The sequence below is a fragment of the Streptomyces diversicolor genome (assembly GCF_057537855.1).
The window spans coordinates 204,645-225,042 of sequence record NZ_BAAJXA010000006.1 but is presented as its reverse complement, the minus strand read 5'-3'; the positions used below and the strand labels follow the sequence as shown (position 1 = coordinate 225,042).

General features: G+C 74.3%; 16 protein-coding genes and 1 pseudogene. 7 read left to right on the top strand and 10 right to left on the bottom strand.

Annotated features, from left to right (window positions below; genetic code table 11):
* The first annotated feature begins 212 nt into the window (after positions 1-212).
* The gene (rho, locus tag AC27LF_RS09385; RefSeq protein ID WP_479663396.1) at positions 213-1,361 is read left to right on the top strand and encodes a transcription termination factor Rho; all 1,149 of its coding nucleotides are present in this window, start codon (positions 213-215) and stop codon (positions 1,359-1,361) included.
* A 200-nt stretch (positions 1,362-1,561) separates the two neighbouring features.
* Positions 1,562-2,497: pseudogene (locus tag AC27LF_RS09380) on the top strand (D-alanyl-D-alanine carboxypeptidase family protein); the annotation flags it as partial.
* A gap of 35 nt (positions 2,498-2,532) precedes the next feature.
* Here AC27LF_RS09380 and AC27LF_RS09375 read toward each other — a convergent pair.
* From AC27LF_RS09375 to AC27LF_RS09335, 9 genes are all read right to left on the bottom strand, one after another.
* The gene (locus tag AC27LF_RS09375) at positions 2,533-3,900 is read right to left on the bottom strand and encodes a glycosyltransferase family 87 protein (RefSeq protein WP_479663395.1); all 1,368 of its coding nucleotides are present in this window, start codon (positions 3,898-3,900) and stop codon (positions 2,533-2,535) included.
* Positions 3,897-5,291, bottom strand: coding sequence for a polyprenol phosphomannose-dependent alpha 1,6 mannosyltransferase MptB (gene mptB, locus AC27LF_RS09370; RefSeq protein WP_479663394.1), 1,395 nt, complete (start codon positions 5,289-5,291; stop codon positions 3,897-3,899). The genes AC27LF_RS09375 and mptB overlap by 4 nt, the downstream gene beginning before the upstream one ends.
* Positions 5,292-5,403: 112 nt before the next feature.
* Positions 5,404-6,342: a glutaminase gene (locus tag AC27LF_RS09365; protein ID WP_479663393.1), complete on the bottom strand. Its 939-nt coding sequence runs from the start codon at positions 6,340-6,342 to the stop codon at positions 5,404-5,406.
* Positions 6,343-6,407: 65 nt separating this feature from the next.
* Positions 6,408-7,820 (bottom strand): aspartate ammonia-lyase, encoded by a 1,413-nt coding sequence (gene aspA / locus AC27LF_RS09360; RefSeq protein ID WP_479663392.1) that lies wholly within the window; start codon positions 7,818-7,820, stop codon positions 6,408-6,410.
* A 65-nt stretch (positions 7,821-7,885) separates the two neighbouring features.
* Positions 7,886-8,902 carry an asparaginase gene (locus AC27LF_RS09355; protein WP_479663391.1) on the bottom strand — a complete coding sequence of 339 codons (1,017 nt, stop codon included), beginning with the start codon at positions 8,900-8,902 and terminating at the stop codon, positions 7,886-7,888.
* A 169-nt stretch (positions 8,903-9,071) separates the two neighbouring features.
* Positions 9,072-9,749 (bottom strand): FadR/GntR family transcriptional regulator, encoded by a 678-nt coding sequence (locus AC27LF_RS09350; protein ID WP_479663433.1) that lies wholly within the window; start codon positions 9,747-9,749, stop codon positions 9,072-9,074.
* A 519-nt stretch (positions 9,750-10,268) separates the two neighbouring features.
* Positions 10,269-11,105: an undecaprenyl-diphosphate phosphatase gene (locus AC27LF_RS09345; protein ID WP_479663390.1), complete on the bottom strand. Its 837-nt coding sequence runs from the start codon at positions 11,103-11,105 to the stop codon at positions 10,269-10,271.
* A gap of 346 nt (positions 11,106-11,451) precedes the next feature.
* Positions 11,452-12,096, bottom strand: coding sequence for a response regulator (locus tag AC27LF_RS09340; RefSeq protein WP_479663432.1), 645 nt, complete (start codon positions 12,094-12,096; stop codon positions 11,452-11,454).
* Between the two features lie 233 nt (positions 12,097-12,329).
* Positions 12,330-13,184, bottom strand: a complete 855-nt coding sequence (locus AC27LF_RS09335; RefSeq protein ID WP_479663389.1) for a sensor histidine kinase — start codon at positions 13,182-13,184, stop codon at positions 12,330-12,332.
* 139 nt (positions 13,185-13,323) lie between these two features.
* On the opposite strand from AC27LF_RS09335, the gene AC27LF_RS09330 reads away from it, so the two are divergent.
* The 5 genes from AC27LF_RS09330 to AC27LF_RS09310 all read left to right on the top strand — a co-directional run bounded on the left by AC27LF_RS09330 (position 13,324) and on the right by AC27LF_RS09310 (position 19,304).
* On the top strand, positions 13,324-14,031 hold the full coding sequence (locus tag AC27LF_RS09330) for an ABC transporter ATP-binding protein (RefSeq protein ID WP_479663388.1): 708 nt from the start codon (positions 13,324-13,326) through the stop codon (positions 14,029-14,031).
* Complete coding sequence (locus AC27LF_RS09325; protein WP_479663387.1) at positions 14,028-16,331, top strand: ABC transporter permease; 2,304 nt, start codon at positions 14,028-14,030, stop codon at positions 16,329-16,331. The genes AC27LF_RS09330 and AC27LF_RS09325 overlap by 4 nt, the downstream gene beginning before the upstream one ends.
* An 83-nt stretch (positions 16,332-16,414) precedes the next feature.
* Entirely contained in the window at positions 16,415-16,813 is a 399-nt protein-coding gene (locus AC27LF_RS09320) for a MarR family winged helix-turn-helix transcriptional regulator (protein ID WP_479663386.1), read from the top strand.
* A gap of 1,070 nt (positions 16,814-17,883) precedes the next feature.
* Positions 17,884-18,843, top strand: coding sequence for an ATP-binding protein (locus AC27LF_RS09315; protein ID WP_479663385.1), 960 nt, complete (start codon positions 17,884-17,886; stop codon positions 18,841-18,843).
* Between the two features lie 68 nt (positions 18,844-18,911).
* Entirely contained in the window at positions 18,912-19,304 is a 393-nt protein-coding gene (locus tag AC27LF_RS09310; protein ID WP_479663384.1) for an SCO5389 family protein, read from the top strand.
* Positions 19,305-19,331: 27 nt separating this feature from the next.
* Here the strand turns inward: AC27LF_RS09310 and AC27LF_RS09305 are convergent, their stop codons facing one another.
* Positions 19,332-20,300: a threo-3-hydroxy-L-aspartate ammonia-lyase gene (locus AC27LF_RS09305; RefSeq protein ID WP_479663383.1), complete on the bottom strand. Its 969-nt coding sequence runs from the start codon at positions 20,298-20,300 to the stop codon at positions 19,332-19,334.
* Positions 20,301-20,398 lie beyond the last annotated feature (98 nt).

The following is a 20,398-nucleotide window of genomic DNA, read 5'->3' as shown; positions in this document are numbered from 1 at the left end:
CTCGGTTCGCCGATGTGGCCGCCGTCTTCCGGGCGGCTCCCCGGCTTCCCGCACACCTCGTCGGCAGTGGCCGTGGCCCTGCCCTCGCCGGGGTGTCGTCCGCCGCCAGGCGCTCTCGCGCGCCCTCCCCGCGGCCCTCTCCCTCTTCCCTCGCCCTTGTCTTCCCTCACCCGCCTGATGCCGGGCCCCGCGTCCGCGAAAGGACCACCCACATGACCATCGCACTCGAACATCCCCCGGTGCCGTCTCAGCCCGCGGCCGACCGGACCGTCACCGGTGTCCTCGACATCGACGCGCAGGGCAAGGGCCGGCTGCGGGCCGAGGACTGCCTGCCCACGCCGTCCGACCCGCAGGTGCCGCCCGCGCTGATCGGCCGGCACGGCCTGCGCAAGGGCGACCTCGTCGAAGGGGTACGCGGACCGCAGCGCGCGCTCACCGCCGTCGGCCGGGTCAACGGCCGCTCGCCCGAAGAGCCGTGCGGCCGGCCCCACTTCCGCGACCTCACCCCCCTGCACCCGCACCGACGGCTCCGGCTTGAGCACCCCGCGTCCGGTCCGGCCGGCCGGGTCATGGACCTGTTCACGCCCGTCGGCAAGGGCCAGCGCGGGCTCCTCGTGGCCCCGCCGAAGACCGGCAAGACCGTGCTGCTCCAGCAGCTCGCCGCCGCCGTCGCCGGCAACCACCCCGAGTGCCGCCTGATGGTCGTACTCCTCGACGAGCGCCCCGAGGAGGTCACCGAGATGCGGCGCTCGGTGCGCGGCGAGGTGTACGCCTCGACCTTCGACCGGTCGCCCAAGCAGCACATCGCGCTGGCGGAACTCGTGATCGAACGGGCCAAGCGGCTCGTCGAGGACGGCGCGGACGTCGTCGTCCTGCTCGACTCGCTGACCCGGCTGTGCCGGGCCCACAACAACGCGACGGCCGGCAGCGGCCGCACCCTCAGCGGCGGTGTCGACGCGGCGGCGCTGCTCGGCCCCAAACGGTTCTTCGGGGCCGCCCGCCAGGCCGAGGAGGGCGGCTCGCTCACCATCCTCGCCACCGCGCTGGTGGAGACCGGCTCCCGCGCCGACGAGTTCTTCTTCGAGGAGCTGAAGAGCACCGGCAACATGGAGCTGCGCCTTGACCGGCAGCTCGCCGCGCGCCGCGTCTTCCCGGCCGTCGACCTGCCCGGCTCCGGCACCCGCCGCGAGGAACTTCTCCTGACGCCCGCCGAGTTGACGACCGTACGCGGCCTGCGCCGGGCCCTGCGGGGCAGGGACGGCGGGCCGGCGCACGTGGAGACCCTGCTGGAGCGGATGCGGGAGACCCCCGACAACGCGACGTTTCTGCGCCGAGTCCAGCCGACGCTGCCGTCCGGGTGAGCCGTCCGGCCGAACACCCCGGCACAGCGGGCCGCCGGAACCGCCCGAACCGCCGGGACCGCCGGAAGCACAGTGCGTGTCCCGCGGCGTCCGGCGTGCCGGACGGGCATCCCGGACCTGCCGGACGGGCGTCCCGGTCCGCGCGGGGACGGCGGGTCCGAGGCGCCCCGTGTGGGGCATCCGGGTTGCTCGCGGACTCCATGCGGCCCAGACAGCGCGCGCCACGGCACCTCCGTTCCTACGTTTCTCATATGGAAATCGGACCTTCTTCCCGGTTGGCCGTGTCGGCCTGCGCCCTCTGTGTGGCGGGCATGCTGACCCTCACGCCCACCGTGGCCGTCGCCCAGCCGAGCACCGCCGCCTCCGCGCCGCCGGGCGCGCCCCGAGCCGCGGTGCCCGAGCCCTCGGTCCTCTTCGGCGACGGCACCCAGGTCAGGCCGCACCGCGACGCGCCCGAGCTGCCCGACCTCACCGCGCTGTCCTGGCTGGTCGCCGACGCCGGCACCGGCGAGGTGCTGGCCGCGCACGACGCGCACCGCGAGCTGCCGCCCGCCAGCACCCTGAAGACGCTGTTCGCCCTCACCGTGCTGCCGGTCCTGCCGGGCAGCACCCGGCACACGGTGACCGCGAAGGAACTGGCGGACATCGGGCCGGGCAGCAGCCTGGTCGGCGTCCAGGAAGGGGAGAGCTATCAGGTGTCCGACCTGTGGCGCGGCGTCTTCCTCAGCTCGGGCAACGACGCCGTGCACGTGCTGGCCTCGCTGGGCGGCGGCTGGGACGCCACGGTCGCCCGGATGCAGGCCAAGGCCCGCGCCCTGGGCGCCCGCGACACCCACGTCGTCTCGCCCGACGGCTACGACGCCCCCGGCCAGGTGTCCTCGGCGTTCGACCTGGCCGTCTTCGGCCGGGCCGGACTGCGCGACCCCGACTTCGCCCGCTACTGCTCCACCGTGTCGGCCGCCTTCCCCGGCCTCGGCGGTTCGTACGGGATCGAGAACACCAACCGGCTGCTGACCGGAGAGGACGGCGTGGAACGCTACCCCGGTCTGCTCGGCATCAAGAACGGCTACACCAGCGACGCCGGCAACACGCTGGTGGCCGCCGCCCACCAGGGCGACCGCACCCTCGTGGTGACCGTGCTCAATCCCCAGGAGGACGACGGCCTCACCGTCTACGAGGAGGCGCGCGCGCTGCTGGACTGGGGTTTCGCCGCCGCCGGGCGGGTCGACCCGGTCGGCTCGCTGGACGCGCTGCGGGACAAGCCACGCCCGGCCGCGGCCCCGTCCGCCGCGCCGTCCCCGGCGGCGGTCGCCGCCTCCGTGCCCGACACCGGCTCCGGCTGGTCGGAGACCGGTGTCATCGCGGGCGTGGCCGGGCTGGGCGCGGGCGCCGTGGCCCTGGCGCTGCGGGCCAAGAACCAGCGGGGAGCGCGGGACTGACCCACCGGCAGTCCGAGCAGCAGGCCGAGCGTGATCCACGTGTAGAGGTTGCTGCCGAGGAACCCGTCGACGCCGGAGGCGTCCTCGAACCACAGCCACACCACGCTGGTGCACAGCACCGCGTACAGGGCGCCCGCGGTCCGCGGGTGCCCGGTGCGGACCAGCACCGCGAAGGAGGGCAGCAGCCACACCAGATGGTGCACCCAGGTGATCGGGCTGACCAGGCAGGCCACCAGGCCGGTGAGGGCGAAGGCCGCCGCCCACTCCCCGGCCGCGGCGGCCCTGCGGGCCCGCCACGCCCACACGCACAGCACCAGCAGCACCGCCGCCGCCCACAGCGGGCGGCCCGGCTCGCCGAGGCGGGCCAGCACGCCCTGCACCGACTGGTTCGAGACATAGTCGAGGCGCCCCACCCGGGTGGTGTCCCACAGCGCCTCGGTCCAGTAGAAGCGCGAGGCCCGCGGGTCCGCCCAGGCCGCGAGTGCGGTGGCCGCGAGGGCGACGGCCGTCGCGGTCGCGGCGGCCCGCCAGCGACGGGTGAGCAGCAGCAGGCCGATGAAGACGGCGGGGGTCAGCTTGACGGCGGCGGCCAGGCCGATCCCCACGCCGGCCCAGCGGCCCCGGCCGGTGGCCAGCAAGCGGGCGTCGAGCAGGACCAGGGCCAGCAGCAGCAGGTTCACCTGGCCGAAGCTGAAGGTGTCGCGCAGCGGTTCGAACAGCGCCAGCAGGCAGGCGAGCAGCGACCAGCCGAACCAGCCGTGACGCCGCCAGTCGGGCCCGGCCAGCAGGCGCAGCACGACGGCCAGCGCCCCGAGGTTGAGCAGCAGACAGACCGCGATGGCGGTGTGCAGTCCCAGCAGGGCCATCGGCAGCATGGCGAGAGCCGCGAACGGCGGGTAGGTGAAGCCGTACGTCGTACCGGGGACCCGGTAGTCGTAGAGCCCGCCGCCGTGGTGGACCCAGGTGTCGACCGCCCCCTGGTAGACGCGCAGGTCGAAGAAGTCGCGCAGCAGCGGCACGGTGGCCGTGAACGCGGTCACGGCGGCGGCGAGGACCAGGACCAGCAGCAGCCGGCCCCGTTCGGTGCGCGGCGGCCTCATGCGGCCCGGCCCAGCGCCGGGGCCTGCGCGGCCTGGTGGGCCTGCCAGAGCACCACCACGGCGAGCGTGCCGCCGGAGACGGCGAGCACCAGTTGCCCGGTGTCGGCGGGGGCGCCGCTGGGCAGTACGGCCAGGGCGAGCAGGGCCGTCACCGCGGCCACCCGGTGCCGCACCGAGGTGCTGGGCGCGGCGGCCGCGATCAGGAACAGACCCCACAGGGCGTACCAGGGACGGATCGCCGGGCCGAAGGCGGCGACCGCGGCGAGGCTCAGACCGAGCGCGTACACCGGGCGCGGGCGCAGCCGCAGCCAGATGAGCAGGACGGCGACGGCGGTGGCGGCGAGGCCGAGCGCATGCCAGAAGGGGACGGCCAGCGGCGCCAGATCGCTGCCGAGGTGGGCGAGCAGCGCGCCGGTGGCCCGGCCCAGCAGGCTGGTGAGCGCCCAGTTGTGCGAGGAGACCGGGGTGTCGAGGGCGGCTATCCAGCCGTATCCCGTGCCGGCCACGGCCGTCGCGACGACCGTGGTCGCCGCGGCCGCGGCCGCCGTGGTCAGCAGGGCACGCAGCGGGCCGCGGCCGGCGCGTGCCTGGAGCGCCACGACGGCGAGCAGGCCGAGCGCGGCAGGCGCCTTGACCAGGGCGGCCAGCGTGACCAGGACGGCCCCGACGGCGGGCCACCGGCCGAGCGCCGCGACCAGGCCGGCACCGAGCAGACCGAGCATGATCGCGTCATTGTGGGCGCCCGCGACCAGATGCAGCAGGACCAGCGGGTTGAGGGCGCCGAGCCACAGCGCGGCGGCCGGGTCGGCACCGCTGTGCCGGGCGAGCCGGGGCAGCGCCGCCGCCATCAGCGCGACACCGAGGAGCGCCACGATGCGCATCCCGACGAGCCCGGCGGGCAGTTCGCCGCGGGTCGCACCGGACAGGGCCGAGGCGACGGCGAGGAAGGCGGGGCCGTAGGGGGCCGCTGTGTTCTGCCACACGGGGGCGACCTCGTCGGCGAGCGGCCCGCCGAGCTGTGCGGGCCCGTACGTGTAGACGTCCATGTGGGCGTCGACCATGGCGCCCTGCGCGAGATAGCTGTAGACGTCCCGGCTGAACAGCGGCGGTGCGAGCAGCAGCGGGCTCGCCCAGACCACGAGGACCAGCAGCAGGGCGCGCGGGCGGGGCGGTTCCGGGCCGCGGACGACCCGGCCGAGCAGCGCCCAGGCCGCGATCAGCAGGACGACGCCGAAGTACACCCCGACCAGGCCGAGGGCCGCCCTCGCCGACGCGGGGGCCACGAGTTCCCCGACGGGCAGGGCTCCGGCGCTCTCACCGCCCAGCGCGAGGAAGGCGGTACCGGCCAGGCCGAGCATCTGGCAGCGGCGGAGATCGACGGGAAAAGCCATGGCCAACACTCGGCAAGCGTGTCAACGCCGGGTGGCCGCGAGGCGACGGGCCACTCACCGGCGGGAGACCTGCTCGTGACCGGCGTGTGACCGGGCCCGCGCCCTGTGCCGGTCAGAAGACGGACAGCCCGGTGAGTGTGGTGAAACGGTCGAGGGCCGCCACCCCCGCCACGGAGTTGCCGCGCTCGTCGAGGCCCGGGCTCCATACGCACAGGGCGCACCGGCCCGGCACGACCGCGATGATCCCGCCGCCCACGCCGCTCTTGCCGGGCAGACCCACCCGGTAGGCGAAGTCGCCCGCCGCGTCGTAGGTGCCGCAGGTCAGCATGATCGCGTTGATCTGTTTGGCCTGGCTGCGGGTGAGCAGCCGGGTGCCGTCGGCGCGGACGCCGTGCCGGGCCAGGAAGGCGGTGGCGAGGGCGAGGTCGGCGCAGGACGCGGCGAGGGAGCACTGCCGGAAGTACTGGTCGAGCAGGACGGGGACCGGGTTGTCGATGTTGCGGTACGCGGCCATGAAGTGGGCGAGGGCCGCGTTGCGGTCGCCGTGCGCGCTCTCGGAGGCGGCGACCTCCAGGTCGAAGTCCAGGTCCGGGTTGCCGCTCTCGGCGCGCAGGAAGGCCAGCAGTTCGCCGGCCGCGTCCCCGGTGCGGGTCTGGAGCCGGTCGGTGACGACGAGGGCGCCCGCGTTGATGAACGGGTTGCGCGGGATGCCGTTCTCGTACTCCAGCTGCACCAGGGAGTTGAACGGGTTGCCGGAGGGCTCGCGGCCGACGTGCTCCCACAGTGCGTCGCCCTCGCGGGACAGGTCGAGGGCGAGCGTGAACACCTTGGTGAGGGACTGCGCCGAGAACGGCCGGCGCCACTCCCCCACCCCGTACACCGTCCCGTCCGGTTCGGCGACGGCCATGCCGAAGCTGCGCGGGTCGCGGGCCGCGAGCGCCGGGATGTAGTCGGCGGGGCGCCCGCGGCCCGGGGTGCGTTCGATCTCCTCGGCGATGCGCTCCAGGACCGGCAGGAAGGCGGGTGACGACGTCGTTGCCATGATCGCCATTGTGCCGCCGCAGGGGTCGGGTACGCCGCCGCGGCTCAGGCGGTGCGTGCGCCGTGGCCCGCGGCTCAGGCGGTGCCTGCGCCGTGGCCCGCGACGATCTCGGGGCGCAGCAGGCCGGACAGGGTGGCGGCGGGCAACAGGCCCTTCTCCAGGACGAGTTCGGCCACGCCGCGGCCGGTGGCCAGGGCCTCCTTGGCGATGTCGGTGGCGGCCGTGTAGCCGATGTGCGGGTTGAGCGCGGTGACCAGGCCGATGGAGTTCTCCACGTTCTCGCGCAGCTTCTCGGTGTTCGCGGTGATACCGGCGACGCAGCGCTCGGCGAGCGTGACGCAGGCGTTGCGCAGCTGGGTGATGCTCTGCGACAGGGAGTGCAGGATGACCGGCTCGAAGGCGTTGAGCTGGAGCTGTCCCGCCTCGGCGGCCATGGTGATGGCGACGTCGTTCCCGATGACCTCGAAGGCGACCTGGTTGACCACCTCGGGGATCACCGGGTTGACCTTGCCCGGCATGATGCTCGAACCGGCCTGCACGGGCGGCAGGTTGATCTCGCCGAGGCCGGCCCGCGGCCCGGACGACAGCAGACGCAGGTCGTTGCAGGACTTGGAGAGCTTGACCGCGACCCGCTTGAGCACGCCGGACACCTGGACGAAGGCGCCGCAGTCCTGGGTGGCCTCGACCAGGTTGGCGGCGGTGACCAGCGGCAGCCCGGTGATCTCGCACAGGTGGCGGCGGGCCGACTCGGCGTACCCGGCGGGCGCGTTGAGGCCCGTGCCGATCGCCGTGGCGCCGAGGTTGATCTCGTGGATCAGCTCGACGGCCTCCGCGAGCCGGCTGCGGTCCTCGTCGAGCATCACGGCGTACGCCGAGAACTCCTGCCCGAGGGTCATCGGCACCGCGTCCTGGAGCTGGGTGCGGCCCATCTTCAGGACGTCGCGGAACTCGACGGCCTTGCGGGCGAAGGCGTCCTGGAGGACCGCCATGGCCTTGAGCAGGCCGCGCACCGCGAAGACGGTCGCGATCTTCACGGCGGTCGGGTAGACGTCGTTGGTGGACTGGCCGAGGTTGACGTCCTCGTTGGGGTGCAGCCGCTCGTAGCGGCCCTTGTCGTGCCCCAGCAGTTCCAGGGCGCGGTTGGCGATGACCTCGTTGGCGTTCATGTTGGTCGACGTGCCGGCGCCGCCCTGGACGACGTCGACGACGAACTGGTCGTGCAGTTCGCCGGCCCGGATCTCCCGGCAGGCGGCCACGATCGCGGCGGCCTTCCGCGGTGCCAGCAGCCCCAGTTCCTCGTTGGCGAGGGCGGCGGCCTCCTTGACGGCGGCGAGGGCGTCGATCAGGTGCGGGTAGACGGATATCGGCGTGCCGGTGATGGCGAAGTTCTCCGTGGCGCGCAGGGTGTGGATGCCCCAGTACGCGTCGGCGGGGACGTCGCGGTCCCCGAGCAGGTCGTGTTCACGGCGGGTGGCGACGGCGGTCATGGCGCGGCGGGTCCTCTTTCGGGAGGGTGCGGGTGGGCGGAGGGTCGTTTCGCCGGGGCGGGGTGTCAGGCGCAGGCCGGCAGGGGCCGGGGGGCGAGTGCGGGCACCGGGCGTACGCGGCCGACCGGCGCGCCGCCGCCGAGCTGGGGCTCGCCCGCGAACCGGGTGAGCAGCGCCGGGTCGACCCCGGCGCGGGCCAGGGCCGCCGCGGCGACCGGGATCCGGGCCCGGGACGCGCCGTCGGCGATCTTGACGGCGATCGCGCGCCCGTCCGGCAGCGCGGCGACCTCGACCCCCTCGAAGCCGTCCTTGGCGAGCAGCCCGGGCACGGCCCGCATCAGCGCGGCCACGTCCCGCCGGGACCCGGAGGCCATCTCGGGGTGCTCGCGCATCGCGTCGGCGACGCGCGCCTCGGGCGTGCCGGGCGCGGCGGTGGCGATCCGGGCGGCGGCGCGGGCCAGTCCGCGCAGGGAGACGGCGAACAGCGGGGCGCCGCACCCGTCCACCGTGACCCGGGCGATCGGCTGCCCGGTGAGGTCCTCGACGGTCTCGGCGATCGTCTGCTGGAGCGGGTGGGCCGCATCCAGGTAGTCGGGCAGGGACCAGCCGTTGACGCGCGCGGTGTGGAGCATCGCCGCGTGCTTGCCCGAGCAGTTCTGGGCGAGCCGCGAGGGCGGCCGTCCCTCGCGCACCCAGGTGTCCCGGACGACGGGGTCGTACGGCATGTCCGGCACGTTGCGCAGGTCGTCCTCGGTGAGACCGGCGCGTTCGAGGATCCGCCGGGCGCCGGCGAGATGGCGTTCCTCGCCGGAGTGGCTGGCCGCGGCCAGCGAGAGCAGGGCGCCGTCCAGCGGCAGCCCGGCCCGCACCATGGCCACGGCCTGGACGGGCTTGACGGCCGAGCGCGGATAGAACGCGGCCTCGATGTCGCCGAGTTGGAAAAGGACCTCGCCGTCGGGGCCGAGCACGACGACGGAACCGTGGTGGATGCCCTCGATGACCCCGCCGCGCAGGACATGGGCGACGGGGACGTGGCGGGGTGCGCGGACGACGGGCGCGCCCGCGGGCGAACTGGTGTGCATCACTGCCTGGCCATGGGTGAGTCGGGACGAAGCGGCGCGGGGTGGACGCGTCGGCTTTGGTGGACGTGCGCGCCGTCCGGCCGCGGATGGCGTACGGGCCCGCCACGGGGCCTGCGACGATCGGCGGCGGGCACGGCGCGGGTGTGGCCTGTCCTGGGGAACCGCTCGCTCACGCATCGGGTCCGCCTTCCGTGGACAGGCCGGCGCGACCGCGGCGCACGATGTCGGTGAGGGTGTTCTCGACGCGGTCCAGATGGTGGGACATGGCGTCCACCGCGTCGCGCTCGGAGCCGTCGATCAGCGCCTCGACGATCGCCCGGTGCTCGCGGTTGGACTGCTCGCGCCGGCCGCCGAGTTCGTTGAGGAACGCGGACTGGCGGGCCAGCGCGTCCCGGATCTCCTCGATGACCCGGCGGAAGACGGGATTCTGGGCGGCCTCGGCCACCGCGAGGTGGAAGAGGGTGTCCATGGCGACCCAGGCGGTGGTGTCCGTCTCCCGTTCCATACGGTCGAGGAGGTGCGCGAGGTGGTCCAGGTTCTCCGGGGTGCGGCGCGCCGCCGCGTAACCGGCGACCGGGATCTCCACGTGCCTGCGGACCTCCAGCAGGTCGCTGGCCGCGTAGTCGCCGAAGGTGGGGTCCTCGACGGCGTTCGCGACGACGAAGGTGCCCTTGCCGGTCCGGGAGACCGTGAGGCCCATCGTCTGCAGCGCCCGCAGGGCCTCGCGGAGCACGGGCCGGGACACTTCGAGCGTGCGGCACAGCTCCGCCTCGGAGGGGAGCTTGTCGCCTATCGCGTAGGTGCCGCGCTCGATGGCACCGCGGAGGTGGGCGAGCACCGCTTCCATCGCGCTGACGCGCCGCGGGCCCTGGCCACCTGTCTGGCTGTCTGACAGGTTCACGAGAGTGATGTTCGGGGTGATGCCGGCCAAATGTCAAGACCGCCGGGTCCCTCCGGGGGTTGGGCGGGCGGGCGCCGTGGTGCGGGAGGCTCGGGGCCGGGTGCGGGTCTCGTCGTGGCTGGGCGCGCAGTTCCCGGCGCCCCCTACGGGGCGACGTGACTCCGTCGGGTTGGGCCGGGGCGGGCGGGCGCCGGGCGCGGCAGGCTCGGGGCCGGGTGCGGGTCTCGTCGTGGCTGAGCGCGCAGTTCCCCGCGCCCCCCTGCGGGGCGACGTGACTCCGTCGGGTTGGCCCGGAGCGGTCAACTCGCCGTAGTACGGCAGGGTGGTGGCCGGGTGCGGGCATCGTCGTGGCTGGGCGCGCAGTTCCCCGCGCCCCCTTCGGGGCGGCGGGGGCATCGGGGCGTATGGCCCGGTGGGGCCGTGCGCCCCGCGCTTGGCCGGTCGCGCGGGGGGGGGCCTGGGGCGTCAGCTGCCGAGTACGCCTGTGATCAGGAGGCCGAAGAGGGCTACGCCGATGACGAGGCGGTAGAGCACGAAGGCGTTGAAGGAGTGCCGGGCGACGAACTTCAGCAGCCAGGCGATGGAGGCGTAGGCGACGCCGAAGGAGACCACCGTGCCGATGGCGAGGGGGGCGGCGCCCACGCCGGCGCCCAGGGCGTCCTTCAGTTCGTACAGGCCGGCGCCGGTCAGGGCCGGAATGCCGAGGAAGAAGGACAGACGGGTGGCGGCGACCCGGTCCAGGTCGAGGATGAGCGCCGTCGACATGGTGGCACCGGAGCGGGAGAAGCCGGGAAAGAGCAGGGCGAGGATCTGCGAGCAGCCGACCAGCATCGCGTCCTTGAAGGAGGTGTCGTCCTCGCCGCGCTTGTGCCGGCCCATCTGGTCCGCGGCCCACATGACGCCGCTGCCGACGATCAGCGAGCCGGCGACCACCCACAGCGAGCCGAGCGGGCCGTCGATCAGCGGCTTGGCGGCCAGACCCACGACGACGATGGGGAGGGTGGCGTAGATCACCCACCAGGCGAACTTGTAGTCGTGGTGCACCCGCTCCTCGCGGTCGCGCAGACCGCGGCCCCAGGCGGAGACGATCCGCACGATGTCCTTGAAGAAGTACACGAACACGGCGGCGATGGCGCCGACCTGGATGACGGCGGAGAACCCGACGACCGACTTGTCGTCGACCGGGATGTCCATGAGCCCTTCGGCGATCTTGAGGTGGCCGGTGGAGGACACGGGAAGGAACTCGGTCACCCCCTCGACGACTCCGAGGACGACGGCCTGACCGACGGAGATGGCGCTCATGGGATCCAGTTCTGAGGAGTTGGTCGACAGTGCTGTAGACAGTCTTACTACGCCCGGGCGTACCGCAAGCACCCGCACCGGGACGGCCCCCCGGCCGTCGACGGCCCGGGACGGGGCGGCCTGCGGTGGGCGCCGCGCGAGCGCCCCGCGAGAGGGCAGGGTCGGGCCGCGACCCCACCGTACGGGCGGCCGGACGGCACGGCCCCCGCACCGGACCCGGCACCGCGGGGCCCCTCACCGGTTCACAACGACTTCTTACTCTTCACGCCCGTATCGTCCTGCTTTGTCGAACCCGGGGAGCGGGCGTCGACCGCCGGGCCAAGGCGGCGTCCCGGCCCCGAACCGCTCAGCGCCCACCCGGGGTGACCAGTCCGGTCTCATAGGCGAGGACGACGGCCTGGGCGCGGTCGCGCAGACCCAGCTTGGCGAAGATGCGGGCCACATGGGATTTGACGGTGGCCTCGCTCAGCGTCAGTTCGACGGCCAGCTCCGTGTTGGACCGGCCGTGGCCCAACAGGGTCAGCACCTCGCGTTCGCGGGGTGTGAGGGCGGCGAGGTCGGCGTGCACGGCGGGCCCCGACCCCGCCTCGGCGGCGTAGCGCTCCACCAGGCGCCGGGTGATCGACGGTGCCAGCAGCGCGTCGCCCGTGTCGACGAGCCGTACCGCCGCGGCCAGGTGCGCCGGGGTGACGTCCTTCAGCAGGAAGCCGCTCGCCCCGAGCGACAGGGCCGCGTACACATACCGGTCCAGGTCGAAGGTGGTCAGGATCAGCACACGGCAGTCCGGCGCCTGCGCCAGGATGCGCCGGGTCGCCTCCAGGCCGTCCATGACCGGCATCCGGATGTCCATCAGCACCACGTCCGGCCGCAGTTCACGGGCCGCGGCCACCGCCTCCGCCCCGTCCGCGGCCTCCCCCACCACCTCGATGCCGCGCGCGGTGAGGATCAGCCGGAAGCCGGTCCTGATCAGGGTCTGGTCGTCGGCGACCAGAACCCGGGGCGCGGGCTGCGGCCCGGCGTCCGGTCCGGACCGCGCTTCCCCCCGGACAGGGGCCGGCGCGGGCTGCGGCCCCCGCGGGCGCGCGGGCGCCGCCGGGGACGGGCCCTGCGCGCGCCCCGGGGACGGTGCGGCCGTCGCCTGCGCAGGCGCGGGCGACGGTATGGGTGCGGGACAGGTGGCCGCGGAGGGCGTCCTGCGCGGGCCTGCCGGGTGGGTGCCCGAGGTCACGGCCGGTCCAGGGGGATGCGTGCCCGCACCCGGTAGCCGCCGCCGAGCCTGCGGCGGGCGTCCAGGTCCCCACCGTAGACCGCGACCCGTTCGCGCAGCCCGAGCAGTCCGCGGCCGGTTCCGTCACGGGGGCGGGAGGGCGCCGGGCGGGCGGGTGCCGTTCCGGTCAGCACGCTCGGGCCGGTGTTGAGCACTTCGACCCGCAGGGCATGGGCGGCGTACCGCACCGTCACCTCCGCCTTGCCGCCGTCGCCGTGCCGGAGCGCGTTGGTCAGGGCCTCCTGGACGATGCGGTAGGCGGTGACGTCGATGCCCTGCGGCAGCGGGCACACCTCGCCGGATATCCGCACCTCGACGGGCAGGCCGGCGAAGGATATCCGGTCCACCAGCGGCCCCAGCCGGTCCAGTCCGGGCTGCGGGGCGGGCACCGTCCGCCGGCCGTCCTCGCCCGGTGGTCCCGGATCTGTGTCCGCGCCGTCCTGCGCGGGCGCGAGCAGGCCCAGCAGGTGCCGCAGGTCGGTCATCGCGCCGCGGCCCGCGTCCTCGACGGCTCTCAGGGCCGTGGCGGCCTCGTCCGGCATCGTGCCCAGCACCTCGCGGGCGGCGCCGGCCTGGACGACCATGAGACTGACGTTGTGACTGACGATGTCGTGCAACTCGCGGGCGATGCGGTCGCGTTCGGCCGCGACGGCGGCGCGGGCGGCACTCTCCCGCTCCCGTTCCAGCAGCCAGCCGCGCTCGCCCACGGCGCTCCGCCAGCGGCGCCGGGTGCGCACCAGCGCGACCGCCAGCCACGCCACGGCCGCACACGCCGCCACGAGCGCCGTCGCCCACACGTCCCGTTCCCCCATGCGCCCACTCTCCCAGAGGGCTCCGGCCTCCGCATCGGCCTGTGGATGCACCTTCCTGCATCCGCGGTATGACATACCCGCGGCGATGCCGTCCGGGGAGGGATGCCCGCGCCGCCGTCGCCGCCCTACCGTCCTGTCCATGGTCACTGAGGCGGGAACGGAAGACGCCGTCGTACGGCTCGACGGTGTGCGCAAGGAATACGGCGAGACGGTCGCCCTGGACGGCGTGTCGCTGCGGATCCGGTCCGGGGAGGCGGTCGCGGTGATGGGCCCGTCGGGGTGCGGGAAGTCCACTCTGCTCAATATGATCGCCGGCCTGGACCGTCCCTCGGACGGCTCGGTCCTCGTGCACGGCGAGAGAGTCGAAGAGCTGAGCGAGAAGGGCCTCGCGCTGTACCGGCGGCGGCGCATCGGCATGATCTTCCAGTTCTTCAACCTCGTCGACGACCTGTCGGCGCTCGACAACGTCGCGCTGGCCGCACAGCTGACCGGCTCCCCCGCCCGGCAGGCGCGCCGCCGCGCCCTGGAACTGTTCGAGGAACTGGGCATCGCGGACCGCCGCAACGCCTACCCGGCGGTGCTCAGCGGCGGCGAGCGGCAACGGGTCGCCGTGGCACGGGCGTTGATGAACCGTCCGGCGCTGCTGCTGGCCGACGAGCCGACCGGCGCCCTGGACAGCGCCGCGGGCGAGCAGGTGATGGACCTGCTCATCGACCTCAACCAGATCGGCCAGACGCTGATTCTGGTCACGCACGACGAACGGCTCGCGCGGCGGTGTGCCGGCCGGCTGGTGCGGCTCGCCGACGGCCGGGTGACGGACGAGCACACCCTGGAGCCGGCCGGATGAGCGCGGTGTGGCGGGCCGCCCGCGCGGCCGTGCGCAGGCGCAGACTCCAGACCCTGGTGATCTGGCTGGTCACCCTGGTGTCGACCGGGGCGATGGTGGTCGCGCTCGGACTGATCGACGCCGCGTCGGCGCCGTTCGACCGGGCCTTCGCCAAGCAGCGCGGACCCCATGTCGTCGCCGCGTTCGACCGGGGCGTCTCGGACGCCGAACTGGCCGACGCGGCGCGACGGCCGGGGGTCCTTGCGGCCGGCCCGTTCGCGCTGGCGACGGTCGGCCTCCCGCGCGGCCACGACGACTTCGGCCTCGGCGGCGAACTCACGGTCGTGGGGCGTCCCGGCCCGGACGGACCGGTGGGCCGGGTGAACCTGTGGGCGGGGCGCTGGGCCACCCGGCCGGGCGAGGTGGTGGTGAACCGGCAGCCGGACTGGACCGCGGACGACCTGGGCGGCACCCTGCGGGTGCCGTCGGGGCCTGACCTCACCATCGTGGGGTTCGCCTTCGACCTGAGCGGCACGGCGGACGCCTGGGTGGCCCCCGCCCAGATGCCGGCGCTGCACCCGTCGGCCACCCAGATGCTGTTCCGGTTCCAGGACGCGTCGTCCGAGGACCGGCTGCGCGACGCACTGGCCACGGTGACCGACGGCCTGCCCGACGGGGCGCTGACCGGTGCCCAGTCGTATCTCACCCTCAAGCATCAGATCGGGCGCTCGGCCCGGGCGTACACGCCGTACCTGATGGCCTTCGGCGTCCTCGGCCTCGTGGTGGCGGTCCTGATCGTGGCCAACGTGGTGGGCGGTGCGGTGGTCTCCGGTTTCCGGCACATCGGCATCCTCAAGGCGGTGGGCTTCACTCCGGGACAGGTGCTGGCGGTGTACCTGGTGATGGTCTCCGTCCCCGCGGCGGCGGGCTGTGCGCTGGGCACGGTCGCCGGCAACCTGCTGGCGCGTCCCCTCCTCCAGTTCGTGTTCACCGGACCGGACGCGGGCGTGTTCCACGACGACGTCGGCGTCGCGGCGTGGGTGAACACGGTGACGCCGGCCGGCCTGCTGCTGGTCTGCGTGCTCGCCGCGCTCGCCCCCGCGCTGCGCGCCCGCGGGCTGTCCGCGGCGCGGGCGATCAGCGCGGGCAGCGCGCCGCGGACCGGTCGTGCGCTCGCCGTGCAGCGGCGGCTCGCGGGCACCCGGCTGCCCCGGTCGGTGAGCCTCGGGGCGGGACTGCCGTTCACCCGTCCCGGCCGCAGCGCGCTCACCCTCGCCGCCGTCGTGCTGGGCGTGACCACCGTGACCTTCGCGACAGGGCTGGCCACGACGATGACCCGGTTCGGAGACGCGGGGCGGGACGCGTACGACGTCACGGTGTACGCGAGCAACGTCCGGGGCGGCGAGGAGGTCCAGCCGGTCCACGCCGACCGTGACCTCCAGGCGCTGCTCGCCTCGTTGCCCGGCGCGAGCCGCGCCACGGCCCGGGGCGACCTGGAGGTGGTGATCGCCGGATCGTCCCGGAAAGTCATGCTGGAGGGCCGCCGGGGCGATACGGAACTCGGCACGGTGCTCACCCGGGGCCGCTGGATGCGCGGGAGCGGGGAGGTCGTGGCGGGTTCGGCCTTCCTGCGGCGGAACGGGCTGCGGGTCGGGGACCGGCTGCGGCTGCAGAAGGGCGCACGCCAGGAAGAGACGACCATCGTCGGCGAGTTCATGATGGACGATCCGCGGCTGGTCGCCGGCGACTGGCGGACCATGACGGCCCTGTCCCCGGACGAGAAGCCCATCGCCTATCACGTCAAGCTGCGCGCCGGCGCGGATCCGGCCGCCTACGTCCGTGCGGCGCGGGCCGTCGATCCGGGGATCGATCCGGTGCCGAACGGCCCGAACAACGTCACCCGCACCGTCGTCGGCTCCGCCGGCGCGCTGACCCTGATGCTCGCCGCGGTCGCCTCCCTCGGTGTCTTCAACACGGCCGTACTCAACACCCACGACCGGCGCCGCGACCTCGGCATGCTCAAGTCGATCGGCATGACGCCACGGCAGGTCACGGTGATGACGGTGACCTCGATGGCGGTCCTTGGCATGGTCGGCTCGCTGCTCGGGATACCGCTGGGCGTGGCCGGATACGAACTGGTCGTGCCGCGGATGGCGGGCGCCGTGGACATCGCGCTGCCCTCGGCGATGACGGACGTCTGGCGGGCCCCGGCCCTGGCAGGACTGGCCTGTGCCGGGGTCGTCATCGCGCTGCTCGGCGCGGTGGTGCCGGCGCGGCGGGCGGCTCGGCTGACCGTCGCGGAGGTGCTGCACGGCGAATGACAGCCGAGGGGCCGGCCCCCAAGGCATGCGTCCACACTAGTTGCACACTCAACAATTGGCCGGATCGGTGTTACCGTGCGGGTATGGCAGTCAAGACGGCCGAGGCCCGGCTGGAGGATCGCTGGCGGGACATCCTGTCGGTCCACGCACGCACGATGTGCGAGATCGACCGGGTCCTGCACCCCTACGGCCTGGGCGCGAGCGACTTCGAGGTGCTGGACATCCTGGCCGCCGCGTCGCCCCGGGAGGGCGACCAGTGCCGGGTGCAGAACCTGGTCGGGCGCGTGCATCTCAGCCAGAGCGCGCTGTCCCGGCTGATCGGACGGCTGGAGAAGGACGGTCTGGTGGAGCGCTCGGTGTGCGCGGAGGACCGGCGCGGTGTGTGGGTCGCGCTCACCCGCAAGGGCCGCGACCTGCACACCGAGGTGCTGCCGCGGCAACGGGCGGTACTGGCCCGGATGCTGACCGATCCGGCCGGCTAGGCTCGGTCCCGGCAGACAGGACTCCCCCGCCGACCGCCGCCTGTGCGCGGGCCGGTGACGCGGGGCCGGTGACGCGGGGTCGGGCAGCGGGTTCGGGGCGCCGGCGCGGGTGCCGGCCCTGGAACGGCCCGGGTGACGGACCGGCCCGGCGAGGCCGGCGTGCGCGCGCCCGCGACCGGCAGATGCGACCCGCCGGCCGGGCGCCCGGTGCCGTCCGGGAGCAGGCAGCGGGGCACGGCTCGTCCGGCACGGGGCGACGAGCGCCGACACGAGACTGCGGGCGCCGACACGAGGCTGCGGGCGCCGACACGAGGCTGCGGGCGCCGACGCGGGGCACGTACCGCGGGACCCGGCCGGGGCCAGGTCCCCGACACGGTAGTCCGTCGCCCACGGGACATCCGGGGCCGCCGCCCGGACCGGTGCGTACGCCGGGACCCGTACGCCCATCGAGTACGCGGCGCGGACCGGACCACGGCCGGCGCGAAGCAGCCGCCGGTCGGAGGGTCGGCCCACCCTCAAGGCGCGTAGTGACGGCGTGGTCGGCTCTCGGCGTCCGTCAGGAGCGCGCCACGCAGCGGGTTCGCATGCTCCGGCGCCCGGGCACCGCACGAAGGCGGCGGTGAGCCGGGCACGAGGCTTGGGCGGCCGCCGCTGCGGGCCGCACACTCCTGGCCGCGAGGGCAGTTCGCCGTCCCGGGCGAGCGCGGACCGGCGGCGCGGGCGGTGTCCGCCGCGGCACGCGGACGAGGCCGCCCATCCCTCGGCGACCCCCGAACGCCGTGCCCGAGCCGCGGACGCACAGAACGACAACGGCACTGCACACAACGCGGCCCGCCTCCGCCGTCGACCCGCCGTGGCGCGCGGAGGTCCGCCGCCGCCCGCTTGCGCCGCGGCGCGCGCCGTCGGGCCCTGTGACGGGCCGGACCTCTCACGGGACTCCGGCCGGTGGGCGCCGTGTCTCCCCAACTGGGCTCATCCGCAACCCGGTTGGCCCCGGTCGATTTGACAGCCGCTCCGCGCCCGCAGCACGCTACGCTCATGAATTCCATTTCCAATAGGAACGGCTAGACATGCGCGTGGCATTCGTCGGCAAGGGCGGCAGCGGCAAGACCACCCTGTCGGCCCTCTTCTCCCGCCGTCTGGCCCACTCCGGCGCGCCGGTCGTGGCCATCGACGGCGACATCAACCAGCACCTGGCCCACGCCCTGGGCCTCGCCGAGGGCGAACGCCTCGCGGTGCCGCCGCTGAGCGCGCGCACCGGCGAGATCAAGGACTATCTGCGGGGCACGAATCCGCGGATCCCCTCGCGCGACGCCATGGTCAAGACGACCCCGCCCGGCCGCGGCTCACGGCTGCTGCGGCCGCTCGGTGACGACGAGGTCCACTCCCGTCATCTCCAGGTGGTCGGCGGCGTACCGCTCATGGTCACCGGCGCGTTCGACGAGAGCGACCTCGGCGTGGCCTGCTACCACTCCAAGCTGGGCGCGGTCGAGCTGTATCTCAACCATCTCGTGGACGGGCCCGGCGAGTACGTCGTGGTCGACATGACGGCGGGCGCCGACGCCTTCGCCTCGGGCCTGTTCACCCGGTTCGACCTCACCTTCGTGGTGGTCGAACCCACGCGCAAGAGCGTGTCGGTGCTCCGCCAGTACCGGGAGCACGCGGCCGAGTTCGGCATCCCGGTCGCCGTGGTCGGCAACAAGGTCACGGACGCGGCGGACCTGGACTTCCTGCGCCGGCACGTCGGCGAAGGACTGCTCGCGCACTGCGAGGTGTCGCCCTTCGTGCGCGCCCAGGAGCAGGGCCGCGGCCAGGGGACGCTGGAGCGGCACAACGCCGACGCCCTGGACCGGCTGCGCGCCGCCGTGGACGCCCGTCCCAAGGACTGGACGGCCTTCCAGCGGCACGCCGTCGACTTCCATCTGCGCAACGCCGCCGCCTGGGCCGACGCCGCCACCGGCCATCGTCTGGCCGACCAGATCGACCCGGAGTTCGAGCACGGCCCGGCCGCCCTGGGGGCCCTCGTCTGACCTGGCCCGCCAGGACCGGCCTCCTCGCAGCACCGTCCGTACACCAACCCGACAGAACAGGACACCTCATGTCGCTCGACGTCTCCCCGCAGCTGCTCGCCGAAGCCGAGAACGGCGACGTACGGGAGGAGGACTTCGTGGCAACCGTCCGCGCCTCCCTGCCGTACGCCTATGACCTCATCGCCCGTCTGACCTCCGAACTGCAGGGCGGCTCGGCGGAGTTCGCGGACAACCAGACGCCGCCGCCCTCGGAGCGGGAGCGCGGACAACTGCTGCGGGCCCTGTCCAGTGACGCGATCCGTGGCTGCCTGGAGCGCCACTTCGGCGTCGCCCTGGCGTTCCAGAACTGCCACCGCGTCGCGGTCTTCCGGCCCGGGGCCCGCGGCGGGGCGGTCCACAGCCGCTTCACCTCGCTCCGCGCCCAGATCCTCAACCAGTCACCGCAGCTGCGGGACTGCTGAGCGAGCACGGGGCCGGGCCGTCCCGGGTCAGCGGTCGAGGAGTTCGGCGAACCGCCGGACGTCGATGTTCCCGCCGGAGACGATGACGCCGACCCGGCGGGGAAGCGGCTCGACCCGGTGCGCCAGCAGTGCGGCCAGGGCGCTCGCGCCGCTCGGTTCGACGACGGTCTTCATCCGCTCGAAGGCGAACCGCATCGCCTCCCTGATCTGGTCGTCGCTCACCAGCGCGATGCCGTCCAGCAGGCGCCGGTTGACGGAGAAGGTGAGTTCCCCGGGGATCTCCGCGGCCTGGCCGTCGGCGATGGTGCGGGGCACCGGGACGGCGACGCGCCGGCCGGCCTCCAGGGACCGCCTGGTGTCGTCGCCGGTCTCCGGCTCCACCCCGACGACCCTGATCCCGGGGAGCAGCGCGGTGGCCGCCACCGCGCTGCCCGCGATCAGCCCGCCGCCCCCGACCGGCACCACCAGCGCATCCAACTCCCCCACTTCCTCGATGAGTTCGAGGGCCGCCGTGCCCTGTCCCGCGATGATGTGCGGATGCTCGTACGGCGGCACGAGCGCCAGCCCACGCTCCGCGGCGAGCGCCTGCCCGATCGCCACCCGGTCGCCGGTGTACCGGTCGTAGGTGACGATCTCGGCGCCGTAGCCCGCGGTCGCCTCGCGCTTGGAGCGCGGGGCGTCCTCGGGCATCACGATCACCGCGGTGGTGCCCAGCTCGCGGGCGGCCAGCGCGACGGCCTGCGCGTGGTTGCCGGAGGAGTAGGCGGCGACGCCCTTGGCGAGCCGGTCCGCGGGCAGCCGGGAGACGGCGTTGTAGGCGCCGCGGAACTTGAACGCGCCGACGCGCTGGTGGTTCTCGCACTTCACATGGACCTCGGCGCCGACGAGCCGGTCCAGGGTGCGTGAGCGCAGCACGGGGGTGCGGTGGGCCACCCCGGCGAGCCGGGCCGCGGCGTCCCGGACGTCCTGGAGGATGACGGGCATCCGGTCGGGCATGTGCGTCCTCCGTTCCGTGCGGGGCGTCGGGACGCCGGTGCGTTCGGCCCCGTCCATGTGAGAACCCTGCACCGCGGTGCCCCGCCCGGGCAATGCCC

Coding starts and splice junctions, on each gene's coding strand:
- rho (WP_479663396.1), top strand. CDS start 213: ATGACCATCGCACTCGAACATCCCCCGGTGCCGTCTCAGCCCGCGGCC.
- AC27LF_RS09375 (WP_479663395.1), bottom strand. CDS start 3,900: ATGAGGCCGCCGCGCACCGAACGGGGCCGGCTGCTGCTGGTCCTGGTC.
- mptB (WP_479663394.1), bottom strand. CDS start 5,291: ATGGCTTTTCCCGTCGATCTCCGCCGCTGCCAGATGCTCGGCCTGGCC.
- AC27LF_RS09365 (WP_479663393.1), bottom strand. CDS start 6,342: ATGGCGATCATGGCAACGACGTCGTCACCCGCCTTCCTGCCGGTCCTG.
- aspA (WP_479663392.1), bottom strand. CDS start 7,820: ATGACCGCCGTCGCCACCCGCCGTGAACACGACCTGCTCGGGGACCGC.
- AC27LF_RS09355 (WP_479663391.1), bottom strand. CDS start 8,902: ATGCACACCAGTTCGCCCGCGGGCGCGCCCGTCGTCCGCGCACCCCGC.
- AC27LF_RS09350 (WP_479663433.1), bottom strand. CDS start 9,749: ATGGAAGCGGTGCTCGCCCACCTCCGCGGTGCCATCGAGCGCGGCACC.
- AC27LF_RS09345 (WP_479663390.1), bottom strand. CDS start 11,105: ATGAGCGCCATCTCCGTCGGTCAGGCCGTCGTCCTCGGAGTCGTCGAG.
- AC27LF_RS09335 (WP_479663389.1), bottom strand. CDS start 13,184: ATGGGGGAACGGGACGTGTGGGCGACGGCGCTCGTGGCGGCGTGTGCG.
- AC27LF_RS09330 (WP_479663388.1), top strand. CDS start 13,324: ATGGTCACTGAGGCGGGAACGGAAGACGCCGTCGTACGGCTCGACGGT.
- AC27LF_RS09325 (WP_479663387.1), top strand. CDS start 14,028: ATGAGCGCGGTGTGGCGGGCCGCCCGCGCGGCCGTGCGCAGGCGCAGA.
- AC27LF_RS09320 (WP_479663386.1), top strand. CDS start 16,415: ATGGCAGTCAAGACGGCCGAGGCCCGGCTGGAGGATCGCTGGCGGGAC.
- AC27LF_RS09315 (WP_479663385.1), top strand. CDS start 17,884: ATGCGCGTGGCATTCGTCGGCAAGGGCGGCAGCGGCAAGACCACCCTG.
- AC27LF_RS09310 (WP_479663384.1), top strand. CDS start 18,912: ATGTCGCTCGACGTCTCCCCGCAGCTGCTCGCCGAAGCCGAGAACGGC.
- AC27LF_RS09305 (WP_479663383.1), bottom strand. CDS start 20,300: ATGCCCGACCGGATGCCCGTCATCCTCCAGGACGTCCGGGACGCCGCG.